Below are 13,410 nucleotides of genomic sequence, written 5' to 3' on the forward strand. Positions count from 1 at the left end.
AACGCCAGTCGCAACAGCGTGCGACCAGCGTTATCAGTTACGACAGCGCTCGTAGATTACGAGCAACCCGACGTCGAGCCGCAGTTCGGGCACTTATGACAAGCGCCATTGCGCACCATCAGCGTGCCGCATTCGTGGCAGGGCGGTGCGTCGGTTTCTTGCACCCAGGCTTGGGCGCGGACTTCGACTTGCACGCCAGCGACAGGCTTGTCGCCGATGACAGTTTGTGACGACGTCGCCGCAACGGAGATCTTAGGAAGATCTAGTTGCGCCTCGCGCGCGGCGGGGTGGCGCAGCGTTGGCTGGCCGTCCACGGGGAAGCGCAGCGAGAGCCAGCGGAACAGGTAGTCCATGATCGACGTGGCGATCGGGATTTCCTGGTTGCCGGTGAAGCCCGACGGCTCAAAGCGCGTGCCCTTGAACTTCTCGCACAGCACGTGGATGGGTACGCCGTGTTGCAGCGACAGCGACACCGAGGTGGCAAAGCTGTCCATGAGGCCAGCGATGACCGAGCCTTCTTTGGCCATGCGGACAAAAATTTCGCCCGGGCTGCCGTCGTCGTACAAGCCCACCGTGATGTAGCCCTCGTGGCCGCCGATGGAGAACTTGTGCGTGAACGACGCGCGCTCCGAAGGCAGCTTGTAGCGGTTGGCCATTGGCGGGCCAGCTGGGCGCAATTTGCGTGCGCGGAGGTCTTCGACCAGGCGGCGCTCTTCAGGCGACAGCATGCTCAGCGCCATTTCGTCGGAGACGATGGCCACTTGCTGGCTGCCATCTGACGTGGCCTGCTTCATAGAAGTTGACAGCGGTTGCGTGCGCTTGCAGCCGTCGCGATAGACCGCGATGGCCTTGAGGCCCATCTTCCACGCTTCGATGTAAGCGTCTTCGATGTCTTGCACGGTGCAATCCGTTGGTAAGTTGACCGTCTTGGAGATGGCGCCCGAGAGGAACGGCTGCGCCGCCGCCATCATGCGCAAGTGGCCCATATAGTGAATGGAACGCGTGCCATTGGCCGAACGGAAGGCGCAATCGAACACCGCGACGTGCTCAGGCTTAAGGCCTGGCGCGCCTTCGATGGTGTCTTGCTTGCTGATGTAGTCGATGATGCCTTCGACTTCTTTGGCGCTATAGCCCATGCGCGACAGCGCTTCGGGCACCGTGCCGTTGACAATCTTGAGCACGCCGCCGCCGACGAGGCGCTTGTATTTAACCAGCGCGATGTCTGGCTCAACGCCGGTGGTGTCGCAATCCATGAGGAAGGCGATGGTGCCGGTTGGCGCGAGCACGGTGGTTTGGCCGTTGCGGAAGCCGGCTTTTTCGCCGGTGGCAATCGCGTTGTCCCACGAGCTGCGCGCGGCGGTCATCATTTCTTCCGGCACGAACTTGGACTCGATGTTTTCCACCGCATTGCGATGCTTGCGCATGACGCGCAAGAACGGTTGCTCGTTGACGGCATAGCCCTTAAATGGCCCGGTCGCCTCTTCCGAGATCTTGGCGCTTTGGCCATACGATTCGCCACACATAATGGCGGTGATGGCGGCGGCATAGGCGCGGCCTTCGGCGGAGTCGTACGGCAAGCCACGCGACATGAGCAAGGCGCCGAGGTTGGCGTAGCCCAGGCCCAGCGGACGATAATCGTAGCTGTTGCGCGCGATTTTTTCCGTTGGGTAGCTGCTGTTGTCGACGATGATTTCCATCGCGGTCAGCGTGGTGCGCACCGCGCGGCGGAACGACTCGACGTCGAATTCGTTGTTTTCGCGCTGGAACTTGCGGAGGTTGAGCGACGCCAGGTTGCACGCCGAGTCGTCGAGGAACATGTATTCCGAGCAAGGGTTGCTGGCGTTGATGCGCGCGGTGTTGATGCACGGGTGCCAGTCGTTGATCGTGGTGTCGTATTGGATGCCTGGGTCGCCGCAGACGTGCGCCGCATCGGCCATCTTGCGCATGATGTCGCGCGCCTTGTAGGTGCCCATGCGCTCAGGCTTGACCACGCCGGTGGTGTGCCATTCGCCGTCTTTGAGCACGGCGTTCATGAAGTCGTCCGTAACGCGGACCGAGTGGTTGGCGTTTTGGTAGCCGACCGAGTCGTAGGCGCCGCCGACGACATTGAAGCCGCCGTCGTAGCCGGCGTCGATGAGCGCCCATGCCTTCTTTTCTTCGATCGCCTTGCAATCGATGAATTCGACGATGTCGGGGTGCGTGACGTTCAAGATAACCATCTTGGCCGCGCGGCGCGTCTTGCCGCCCGACTTGATGGCGCCGGCAAACGAGTCAAAGCCGCGCATAAACGACACCGGGCCCGAGGCGCCGCCGCCGCCGTTTAGCAGCTCTTTGGAGGAACGCAGCGCCGAGAGGTTGCTGCCCGCGCCCGAACTAAACTTAAACAGCATGCCTTCGGTTTTGGCGAGACCGAGAATCGACGACATCGAGTCTTCCACCGAATTGATGAAGCAGGCCGAGCATTGCGGCGCCGCTTCAACGCCCACGTTGAACCAAACCGGCGAGTTAAACGCCATCTTTTGGTAGACGAGCAAGTGGGTGAGCTCGTCGCGAAACGCCTTGGCATCGCTCGCGGTGGCGAAGTAGCCGTCTTTTTTGCCCCACGCATAAATGGTGTCGGCGACGCGGCTGATCATTTGGCGAACCGAGCGCTCGCGCTCTGGGGTGCCAATGGTGCCGCGGAAATATTTTTGCACGACGACGTTAGTGGCGGTTTGCGACCACGCGGTGGGAAATTCGACGCCGCGTTGCTCAAAAAACACCTTGCCGTCGGCGCCGGAAATGACGGCGTCGCGGAGTTCCCATTGCACTTCATCGAGGGGGTCGATGCCTTCGTGGGTGAAGTAGCGCTCAAATACCAGGCCAGGCTTTTCGGTTTTGCTCACGACGCGGCTGTCCTTGTGATCGAGCACGGGCTCTTTGCCGGCGCCATTGCCGCTGGCCTTGACCTTGGTCGATTTGTTGGTGCCCGGCATATCGCTAATATTGTGTGAGCCTGTGCCGGTGGCGTTAAAGCCCCCAATGGGTGGTGGAATAGTGCCACGCGGCGCGGTGTGTGGCGGGCTAATTGGCGCCGCCGCCATGGTTTCGCCGCTTGCACCGCTGGCGCCGTTTGCGCTCGCCGCTGCTGTCCCCGCCGTTGCCTGAGTCTTGCCTGGATTGTTTGTGAGCATGTCTTCTTCCCCCTTAGTGCCTGTTGGTTGTCGTTGGTGCGTTGCTGCCTATGTGCGACATTTCCCCACCCTGCTTCAGCGCGCAGAAACCCACTAGCACCCAGCGATTCATCACTTGTACTGCTCACTAATTCAGTATAGCTGAATAGTGTGACCTGCTTGCCCTGCGGTGCCCTGCCCGACCTGAAGGGCGGAAGTCGCCGCAAAATGAGATGGTCTATTTTGCCGTTATGTAAGTGATAAAGCTGGTTGCGAGTTTGTTGCCGTCCTGAAACAAAAATGAAGCGATGCCGCTTAGAACTTGGATTGTGCTGACATCCACAGTTGTATCTGCGCCATGCAGTGTGGGCAAGGTTTTCCTCCACTAGATTTAGCGGTAGAGACCTTAACTACTACCACGTATAGTGTGACCAAAGGGAGGATATCCTGTTGATGGCAATCCTGTGTACCTGTGGATAACAGTGGACAACTTGCCAAAAATTTAACGATGGCAACCACTTAAAACCTATGTGGAAAACATGTTGCGAAACAAGGAAATGAATGACGCTCTGCGGCGTAAACTGGCAGATCTCGGACGAAAAATTTTTTGTTTCTGGCTACTGCATTGGCTACCAGATGGTGTGCCAGCGGGGGAACGCGGCACCCATGGGTTGGGGGTATGACCGAAAACCGGACAAATGGGCCCACCATTTCGGCCGACCACACGTCGGCGCGCGCATAACCCAGGGCGCTATGGACATGAGGGCGCAGTTTGTGACACGACGTCCACGTGCCGCGGCTTGCTCCTGCCTTTGTCGTCTATTTGTCACTTGCGCTGACAACGCTTACAACGCTGGCTTGCGCGCCGGCGCCTACGCCACCGGCAATGGGCGCGATGCGCATCGTCTCATTGGCACCTTCGGCAACCGAGTCTCTGCTGGCGCTCGACGCCGGGTCGCTAATCGTCGGCGTCGACAATTACTCTAAGTCCGCGGCGTTGCCCAATGCGGTATCCGTGGGCTCGTTTCTCGAGCCCGACCTTGAGGCCATGCTTCGCCTGGGCCCAACCCTCGTCGTGCTCGATGACGTGCAGACTAAGCTAATCCCGCCGCTGACCGGCGCTAACATCAAGGTCGTGCGCTGCCCAATGCATGCCATCGTCGATGTTAAGCACTGCATGCGGCAACTGGGCGATGCGCTGGGTAAGGCCGCGCTGGCGAGCCAACGTATTGCCGAACTCGACGCCGCGCTTGATGGGGCGCGCCTGACGCACACGCCGTCGCTGCGCATCTTGGCGCTGATCGATCACGGCAAGAACAGTCTTGAGGGCGCCGTTGCCGCGGGACCAGGAAGTTGGCTTGATGAATTATTGAGAAACGTCGGCGCGGCCAATGCCTTGGGCGATGACACCAAGCGCTACGTACCGCTGGGCGCCGAAGAGCTGCTCGCGGCCGCGCCGGATGTGATCTTAGACGTAACGATGGATATCGACGAGGCCGCGGTGCGTGCGCGGCTCGAGGCGCTGCCGTTTGCGCGCCGCCCCATTTTAGTGTTTTTGCGCCATCAGGCGCTGAGCGCGCCGTCGCCGCGCGTGATCGAAGCGATCGCGAAATTGCGCGCCGAGTTGATGCCAATCGCGGCCAATCGCGAGTAAACCGACGTCATGTTGCGGCTGCACCAGGTGGCGATCGCGCGCGGCGCCAAGGTCGTGCTGGCAGGCGTCACCGCCAGCGCGAGGGCGGGCGACGTGGTTGCCCTCGTTGGGCCCAATGGCGCGGGAAAATCGAGCTTGCTTGCCGCGGCCGCGGGGCTGTTGCCGCTGCGCTCGGGCACGGTTGCGCCGAGCGCGGGTGGCGGCGCCACTGGTTATTTGCCGCAGCAAGTGGACTATGCGTTTGGCCCCAGCGTGCTCGATGTGGTGCTGCTTGGACGGTTCGCAAAAAGCGCCGGGCTGGGGCTTGCTAGCGCGCACGAGCTAGCGTTGGCGCAGACGGCGCTCGCGACGTGCCAGGCCAGCGAGTTGGCGGCGCGCCGCTTTGGCGAGCTATCCGGCGGCGAACGGCAACGCGTGCTTTTTGCGCAGATGCTTTGTCAGGACGCGCCGATCTGGCTGCTCGATGAGCCGACCAGTGGCCTCGACCCTTTGCATGCGCATCGCCTGTGGTCGCTCATGGCGGCGCAGGCGCTTGCGGGGCGCACGATCGTCGTCGCGACGCACGACCTAACCGCGGCGCGCCAATTTGCGACGCAGGCGTGGTTGGTGCACGATGGCGCCGTTCGCTGCGGTGAGGTCGATGACGTGCTGACCAGCGCGGCGGCCAGCGCGGCGTATGGCGTGCGCTTTGTGCTCGCTGAGATCGAAGGCCGCAAGCATGTGGTTCCCGTGGTGGGTGAGGCGGCCCTGCCATGAGCCGCAGCGCGCACGCCTTCACCGCGGTGCCTACGTTGACGTGGCGTCGTCTCGCGACGCAGCTTGGCCTTGGCATGTTCGCGCTCCTGCTCATTTGCGCGCTGGCGCCGCTGCTCGGCGTGGCGCAAGAGGGCGGCGCGTTTGCGGTCATCGTCAACGCGCCCTCAACCTGGTGGGACGCGGCGACGACGGATCATTGGCTCTTGTGGCATCTGCGCGTGCCGCGCGTGCTGGCCGCTGCCGTCGTGGGCGCCGCGCTCGGCACCGCTGGCGCGGCGGCGCAAGCCACCTTGCGCAATCCGCTGGCAGAGCCGTACACACTCGGCGTCTCGGCCGGCGCAACACTGGCCGCGGTCATCGGGATCCGCCTCGGCCTCGATCAGTATTTCGGCCTTGGCATGGCGGCGATATCACTGTGCGCGCTTGCCGGGGCCATTGCGGCGACCTTATTGGTACTGCGCCTCGCGCGGGTCGCGACCCTGCGCTCGCCCGCGACGTTGCTGCTCGCCGGTATCACGGTCACAACCATTTGCTCGTCGGCGAGCTTGTTCGTCCAATTTAGCGGCGAGTTCAGCGACGAGGTGCGCATCTACCGCTGGATGCTGGGCGGCTTTTCGGCGCTCGAGCTGCGGCCCGTGCTAATTGCGGCCGCGGTGGTGGTGCCGTCGATATTGCTCTTGGTGCGTCACAGCCACGCCTACAACGCCTTGGCCGCGGGCACCGAGGTTGCGACCTCGCTCGGCGTTAACGTGCGCGCGCTATCGCGGCGGACCTTTCTGCTGTGCGCGCTGATGGTCGGCGTTGCGATTGCGATCTCGGGCCCGATTGGCTTTGTCGGCTTGCTGGTACCGCATGGCGTACGGGCGCTCGTTGGCAGCGATCACCGCAGCTGCGTGCCGCTGTCGGCGCTATGGGGCGGCGTGTTGCTAGTTGTAGCCGATACCATTGCACGCACTGCGTTTACGCCCAATCCGCTGCCGGTGGGCATCTTAACCGCGTTGGTCGGCGGGCCGTTTTTACTGCTGTTGATGCGGCGGCTGTGACTTGCGGCGCGTGGCCCCGATCGCGCAAAGCACCACCAGCAACATGGATGCAAAATTATTGGCGTTGGCTTGCTCGCCATGCGCGCTGCATACACCAAGGCCACTACCATCCCGATAGGGCGTGTTCGCGATCACGTCAAAGGCGCTAGCGCTGCTTTCGAGTCCGCTCGCCGACACGGCCACCATTTCATAATCGTTGTCGACCGAGGTGCCGTTGACATAAAACAACGGCATCGCCGGGAGCATCGTGTCGGTGCCGGTGCCGACGCGATCGCCATGCTCAACCTGATACAGCCGATAGGCAACGGCGTCGGCGACGAGCGGCGGCGACACGCTCACCTCGACAATAAAACGTTCCTCGGTGGGCCCACACGAATTGGTATCGTCGTAGGGATAATAAGTTGAGGTCACCTCGTTAATGGCTGGAGGTACCGGCGCGGCATCGGGGCCACTGCCGGTGGTAAAAGACAACACCGTTGGTTCGTCGCAGCCAAATGAGATTTCTGGATCGGCGGTCAGCGTCACCGTGTAGATGGTGTTTGGCAGCAAGGCCTCCGGCAGCGTCGTGATTGGCGCCATCGCCAAATCGATCGGCGTTGCCTTGCCGTAGCTGAGGCTCAACGTGCCATTATAGCGCGTCCACAATTTGGTGTTGGTGGGCACGCCCGTCGCGCCGTCGAGCGGATACCGCATCTGCGGGCATTCGAGCGGCGGCGAGCACGCCTCGGCGCGTTCAAGCGCGATCAGGCCACTCAGTGTCGTTATGGCGAGGGAACCTGCGACAACAAGGCGAACATGCATGCCACCAAAGTAACAAGTTTCACTTTAAATCACAAACAAAGCGCAGGCGGTCGCGCGCGACGTGACCGATGGCACGTTGCGGTTGCTGACGGCACGTCGCCAGCTAGGCCGCGGTTTGCGCGCGCGGCGCGCCTTCGCCCGACGCTTGAAGCGTCGACGTATCTTCGTCGCGCTGGCCGGCGAGCTGCTTGAGCGCCGTCAGCTCGACCAGCTCAATGCGTCCATATGCAATGCGAATCGTGCCGCGGGCTTCGAGGTCGCGCAAGATGACGCTGATGGTCTGGCGCGAGGTCCCCAGCATGGCCGCGAGTTGCTCTTGACTAACTTGCAGCGTGAGCGCGGTGCGATCCGTCCACGCGCCATACGCGCTAGCCATGATCAGCAGGCGGCGCGCAACGCGCACCGGCATTGGCTCAACCGAGGTGTCGTGTAAGGCTTGAATCGCGAGCCGCAGCTTGGCGCTGATGAGCAAGCCGAGGTGGCGATAAAAATCCGGCCGACGCGCAAGCAAGGCCTTGATATCGGCCATGGGGACATGCAGCAGGCGCAACGGCTGATCCGCGAACACGTCGTGTTGCCAGCCGTCGCCATCGATGATCGCGATGTCGCCCATCCAAAACGGCGCAGCAAAAATGCCCAGCAGGGCGTCTTTGCCGTTGACCTTTTGTGTGACCCGGACGCTGCCTTCGACGATGACGGACAAGCCGTCGCACGCCTCGCCGCTGCGCAGCACGCGCTCGTGGCGTGGATAGTCGCGCAACTCGGCGGCGCCGAGCAGGGCGCGCTGGATCTCGGCGTCGAGTTGGCGAAACCAGCTGCAGCTGCAAAGAAACGGGTAGTATTGTGAGGCGGTTGGCATAGCCTAGCGAGGCTAGCGAAATGTTGGCGGGTTGACAGTGAAAAACGAAACGCGCGCCCAGGTACCGCTTGTTACGGACGTAATTTCAGAAAGTTAACGCGCGGTACCGAGACGCCTATTTCACCTGATCGTCAGATTTGCGACAATCGCGCGCGCGACGCGCGTGAAGAACACCGCTTATTATGTATGACTTAACAGGTGCGTTCTTCGAAGTTTGGCGAACCTTCGCGGCGAACAATTTATGGTGATCTGGAAGAATAATAAGGACGGTTGTTCGCAGCCTTGCGCCGTTACGCGAGTGCTGTCGGCTGCCTCAATTGCGGCTTGGGTTGCGCTGACACTATCATGGCCCGAGGGTGCCCTAGCTCAACCAGCATCCGACGCGCCTGCCCTGCCTGCCCCCGTTCCGGTTGCGCCGATCGACGACGCCGCGGCCTGCACGCGCAGCACGACGATGGCCGCCGCGCAAAGCGTCGCGCTAATCGATAGCATTGAGCTGACGCGGCCTGCCCCCACCCCGCGCACGTGGACCACGCGCGCGTGCGCTGGGGCCTTCGCGGCGTTGACCTCGCAGGTGATGGCCGGCGAGCGCGAGCAGATCAGCGCGTTGCACGATCGCATGGAGGCGTTGGCCGCGGCGGTCGATGCGCTCAATGAGGCGCTCGTCGTCGGCGCGGCGACAGATGCCAACGCCCAAGCCATCGTCGCGGCGGCAACCAGCGTCTCCGAGGCGCTGCGGTTGCTGCTGGCGGCGCGCACCGCGGCCACCGCCGCCGGCAAGCTGGCGCAGGCCGCGACGCTGACGCGCGAGATCGCGGTGCTCGGGCGGCAGAAAAAAACCAAGACGATCGCCTACCACGACGCCACGATCGCGCTGGCGCGCCTACACCTCGACGCCTCGATCGATGCGCGCGATGCGGCGGCGGTGAGCAAGCACCTAAGACTGCTCGCCACCGGCCGCGATCGCCTGGCCCGCATGGTCCGCGGCGATGTCGCGCGCGCCGCCTATGTCAAGGCGCTGCGCGAGCTGCACGCCGCCGCGAGCGCGCTGGCGCCGACGTGGACCCCGCACGACCTAGAAGCCTATGAGGCCGCCGCGCGGCACGCCCAAGCCATGACGCCAACGCATTGATAGACGCACGGCGGTCGCGCGCGCGTGGCGACGAGCGTACCGTTGGCACACCTATGCCGAATCGCTCGCCTCATGTTACGCGCCCCAGCTGGCCTGGCCTGAGCAGTGCCGAGGCGGCGACGCGCCTGGCAGCCGACGGCGCCAACGTGTTGGCGCGCGAGGCGGCGCGCACGCCGTGGCGGCTCATCGCCGAGGTTGCGCGGGAGCCGATGTTTTTGTTGCTGCTCGCCGCGGCGTTGATCTATTTGCTGCTTGGCGATGTCACCGAAGGCCTGACGCTGCTGGGCGCCGTGGTGGTGGTGATTTCGATCACCGTCATTCAGCAGGGGCGCTCCGATCGCGCGCTGCACGCCCTTGCCGATCTGAGCAGCCCGCGGGCACAAGTCCTGCGCAATGGCGAGGTGATTGCGCTGCCGGCGCGCGAGCTGGTTGTTGGCGATATCATCCGCCTCGCCGAGGGCGATCGGGTGCCGGCCGATGTCTTGCTGCGCGAGGGCAGCGCGATGGCGGTCGACGAATCGATGCTTACCGGCGAATCGGTGTCGGTAGACAAGACGGCCGACGCGCACCTCGCCGCGGCCCCTGCCGCCATCGGGAGCAGCGCCGCCGCGATGTATGCGGGCACCATGGTGGTGGCCGGCCGAGGCCTCGCCGAAATCGTCGCCACCGGCGCCCGCACCGAGCTCGGACGCATCGGCACGTCGCTTGCGGACGTGGCGCGCGAACGCACCCCGTTGCAGCGCCAGATCAGCGCGCTGGTCCGCACCATGGCCATCGCGGGCGTGGTGGCCTCAACCTTGCTCGTCATCCTGCTCGGCGCGACGCAAGGCGATTGGCTGCAAGCCACGCTCTCGGGCATCACGCTCGCGATGGCGCTGCTGCCCGAAGAATTTCCCGTGGTGCTCACGGTGTTCTTGGCGCTAGGGGCGTGGCGCATCGCCAAGCATCGCGTCCTCACGCGCCACGTGATGGCCATCGAAACGCTGGGGGCCATGCACGTCTTGTGCACCGACAAGACCGGCACGCTGACGCAAAACCGCATGACCATTCGCAAGCTGTGGACGGACGACGCGGAGCTGACGCTCGCGGCAGAGGCGCTGCCGAGCAGCCTACCCGAGTCGGTGCACGAATTGGCCGAGCACGGCATCTTGGCCTGCCCGCGCGATCCGTTCGACCCCATGGAGAAGGCGTTCCTCGCGCTCGGCGCGGCGGCCTTGGCGCGCACCGAACACCTGCATCCAAGCTGGCGCTTGATGCGCGAATACCCGCTATCGCCGCAGCTGCTCGCGGTGACGCATGCGTGGCGCGCTAGCGATGAACCGGCGCTGCTCGTAGCCACCAAGGGCGCGCCGGAAGCAATTTTTGATCTTTGCCATTTGCCGGAGGCCGAGGCCGCGCGGTGGCGCGCGCGCGTCGAGGCCATGGCGAAAAGCGGCCTGCGAGTGCTCGCGGTGGCGCGCAGCAAGGGCACCCTGGCCAGCGAGCCGGCGCAGCCGCACGATGTCGATTTTGCCTTGCTCGGCCTGGTCGGGCTGGCCGATCCGTTGCGCGAGGACGTGCCCGCCGCGGTCGCCTTATGCCACCGCGCCAAGATTCGCGTCGTCATGATCACGGGCGATCATCCCGACACCGCGCGCGCGATCGCGGCGGCCGCGGGCATCGTCGCGACGCCGGGCAAGGCCTCCGCTGACGCCAACGCCAACGCCGACGACGTCTTGCTTGGCAGCGACCTCGACCAACTCGCAGACGACGAGCTCGCCGCGCGCCTGGCCACGGTGCACATCGTGGCGCGCGCCGTGCCGGCACAAAAGCTACGCATCGTGCGCGTGCTGCAGGCGCGAGGCGAGGTGGTTGGCATGACCGGCGATGGCGTCAACGACGCGCCCGCGCTCAAGGCCGCGGATGTTGGCATCGCCATGGGCGCGCGAGGCACCGAGGTGGCGCGCGAGGCGGCGTCGCTGGTGCTGGTGCAAGATGATTTTGCCGCCATCGTGCAGGCGGTCGCGCTCGGGCGGCGAATCTACGACAATATCCAAAAGGCGATCGGTTACATTATCGCGGTGCACGTGCCAATCGCGGGCATGGCGCTGGTGCCGGCGCTGCTAGGTTGGCCGCCATTGCTCATGCCGCTGCACGTGGTCATCTTCGAGCTGATCATCGATCCCGCCTCTTCGGTGGGGTTCGAGATGGAGCCGGCCGACGCCAATGTCATGGATCGCCCGCCGCGCGCGCGCCAGGCCAAGCTGTTTGGCTGGCGCCGCCTGGGATGGAGCCTTGCCCAGGGTGCGCTGGTCCTGCTGAGCGCGATCCTCATCGTCGCGATGTTTCGCGGCGCCGGCGTCGCGGAGGGCAGCTTGCGCGCCATGGCATTTGCGTGCGTCGCCTTTGGTAATGTGGCCATCTTGATCGCGAATCGCCGCGCACCCAACGCGCCCAGCGCGCCAGCGCGGCCCGCATCGTCGCGCAACCCGGCCGTGGCCATCCTGATCGGCGCGACCAGCGCGGCGCTGGCGATCATGCTGCTGGTGCCGCCTGTGCGCGAGGTGTTCGCGTTTGGCCCGCTGTCGCTGCTGCAGGCGGCCACCGTCGCGCTGCTAGGCGCCGGCCCAATTGCCTTGCTCGCCATCGGGCGGCACGCGCTTGCACGCGGGCGCGCGCCTACTTCAGCTGCAGGCGATAGCCCAGCCCGAGCCAAATCGTGACGTCGCCCTCGCCGGCCGCCGTCGTTGGTGTGAGGGTTTCGCTGATGACAAATTTATGTTGCCTCCGCCAGCCTTCGCGGCCGGGAAAGGCAAACGCCATCGAAATCGAAAACCCCAGCGCCGCCACCGAGCCCTGGTCGCCACTCTGCACGAGCAGCTCAGGACCCATGCGCACCTCGTAGGCAACCCGGCGCCAATACATGTTCGAACCAAGTCGGGGCCCACCTGAGAAAAACAGCGCCTCATCGCCATCGGCGCTCGCGCCAACGCCAAGCGATGCCGTGCCGTCGATGAGCAAGGCTATCGCGCGCGGCGTCGTGCGATTGCGCTGCTCGGTTGCCAAGCGCACAAAATACGAGAGCAAGGGCCTTGCCGCGGCGACGCGCGCGCCGACCATAAATTCGGGCGCTTCGGAACCTGGGTCGATCGCCGGAGATGCCGGCGCGAGCATGTTGCCAAACATCATGAAGTCGGCGCCAATTTCGTAGCTGCCCAGCGCATCGTGGCGCCAATCGCTATGCAGCGGCGCAGCGACCGAAGGCAGCGGCGGCGGCAATTGTGGTTGTTGCGCGCTTGGCTGCGCCAAGGCCTGGCCCTGCGCCGCGGTCAGCAACACCCACATCATACAAATGCGCCACGCCATGCGCCACCATACGCACGGCGCGTAGCAAACACAATCGCCGTTCGTGCGGCGGCGCCAGCACTTGCGACGAAGCGCACAGTTGCCGCAGCTGGCGCCTTTGCAGGCCGCCGCTAGCTTTGCGCCGCTTGCGCGAGCGCGCTGGCGGCAGCTTGACGCGCAGCGGGGCTGGCATCGCTTGCGGCAAGGACATGGCCGGCCGCGCTCGAGGCGGCGGCGCTCGTCTGCGCGGCGCGCCCGGTTTGGGCCAAGGTGCTGCCGGCTGCGATCTTGCTCGCGGCGTCTGCCTTGCCGTCTCGCAAGGTGCGCGCCGCGGCGGCGGCAATGCGTGTATGCGTGCGCGCATCGCGCTTGGTGACGGTTTTAGGGGTCGCTTTGCTTGCCTTGGATGCCGCTGCTTTGGTCGGTTTGGCAAACGATTTCGGTGCGGCTTGCTTAGCCTTCTTGGCGATCTTGCGCGCCGCGGGCTTTGCGCGAACGACCTTGGGCTTAGCCGTTTTTGCCTTGGCCTTGGTTTTGATTTTCGCCTTGGTCTTGGGCGCTGCTTTCACCTTCGCCTTCGCCTTGCCCTTAGGCTTGCGGGCGCTAGCCTTTGCCAATTTTTTTGCCTTGCGGAGCTTTGATTTCGATTTTGCTTTTTTTGCCATGGTTTGCTCGTTTCGTCGCGATTG

At 64.2% G+C, this 13,410-nt stretch carries 10 protein-coding genes; 5 read left to right on the plus strand and 5 right to left on the minus strand.

Annotated elements, in window-relative coordinates:
* Positions 1–56: 56 nt before the first annotated feature.
* Positions 57–2,975, minus strand: a complete 2,919-nt coding sequence (locus tag IPL79_12510) for a vitamin B12-dependent ribonucleotide reductase (GenBank protein ID MBK9071806.1) — start codon at positions 2,973–2,975, stop codon at positions 57–59.
* Positions 2,976–3,942: 967 nt separating this feature from the next.
* On the opposite strand from IPL79_12510, the gene IPL79_12515 reads away from it, so the two are divergent.
* The 3 genes from IPL79_12515 to IPL79_12525 are packed head-to-tail and all read left to right on the plus strand — an operon-like array spanning position 3,943 to position 6,605.
* Positions 3,943–4,806 (plus strand): ABC transporter substrate-binding protein, encoded by an 864-nt coding sequence (locus IPL79_12515; protein MBK9071807.1) that lies wholly within the window; start codon positions 3,943–3,945, stop codon positions 4,804–4,806.
* A 9-nt stretch (positions 4,807–4,815) separates the two neighbouring features.
* Positions 4,816–5,562, plus strand: coding sequence for an ABC transporter ATP-binding protein (locus IPL79_12520; protein ID MBK9071808.1), 747 nt, complete (start codon positions 4,816–4,818; stop codon positions 5,560–5,562).
* A complete protein-coding gene (locus IPL79_12525; GenBank protein MBK9071809.1) occupies positions 5,559–6,605 on the plus strand; it encodes an iron ABC transporter permease in 1,047 nt (348 codons plus the stop codon). Before IPL79_12520 ends, IPL79_12525 begins: the two co-directional genes overlap by 4 nt.
* Here IPL79_12525 and IPL79_12530 read toward each other — a convergent pair.
* Both IPL79_12530 and IPL79_12535 read right to left on the minus strand, forming a co-directional pair.
* Positions 6,579–7,406, minus strand: a complete 828-nt coding sequence (locus tag IPL79_12530; protein ID MBK9071810.1) for a hypothetical protein — start codon at positions 7,404–7,406, stop codon at positions 6,579–6,581. The two genes, IPL79_12525 and IPL79_12530, sit on opposite strands and share 27 nt — an antisense overlap.
* A 103-nt stretch (positions 7,407–7,509) precedes the next feature.
* Complete coding sequence (locus IPL79_12535; GenBank protein MBK9071811.1) at positions 7,510–8,265, minus strand: Crp/Fnr family transcriptional regulator; 756 nt, start codon at positions 8,263–8,265, stop codon at positions 7,510–7,512.
* Positions 8,266–8,719: 454 nt separating this feature from the next.
* Here IPL79_12535 and IPL79_12540 point away from each other — a divergent pair, with 454 nt between their 5' ends.
* Together IPL79_12540 and IPL79_12545 are read left to right on the plus strand one after the other, a co-directional pair.
* Entirely contained in the window at positions 8,720–9,397 is a 678-nt protein-coding gene (locus IPL79_12540; GenBank protein ID MBK9071812.1) for a hypothetical protein, read from the plus strand.
* Positions 9,398–9,450: 53 nt separating this feature from the next.
* Positions 9,451–12,099, plus strand: coding sequence for a cation-translocating P-type ATPase (locus tag IPL79_12545; protein MBK9071813.1), 2,649 nt, complete (start codon positions 9,451–9,453; stop codon positions 12,097–12,099).
* Here IPL79_12545 and IPL79_12550 read toward each other — a convergent pair.
* Together IPL79_12550 and IPL79_12555 are read right to left on the minus strand one after the other, a co-directional pair.
* Positions 12,056–12,742, minus strand: a complete 687-nt coding sequence (locus tag IPL79_12550; GenBank protein MBK9071814.1) for a hypothetical protein — start codon at positions 12,740–12,742, stop codon at positions 12,056–12,058. The genes IPL79_12545 and IPL79_12550 overlap by 44 nt on opposite strands.
* A 110-nt stretch (positions 12,743–12,852) precedes the next feature.
* On the minus strand, positions 12,853–13,386 hold the full coding sequence (locus IPL79_12555) for a hypothetical protein (protein MBK9071815.1): 534 nt from the start codon (positions 13,384–13,386) through the stop codon (positions 12,853–12,855).
* Positions 13,387–13,410: the final 24 nt, after the last annotated feature.

The sequence above is a fragment of the Myxococcales bacterium genome, from assembly GCA_016716835.1.
Lineage (GTDB): Bacteria > Myxococcota_A > Polyangia > Haliangiales > Haliangiaceae > JADJUW01.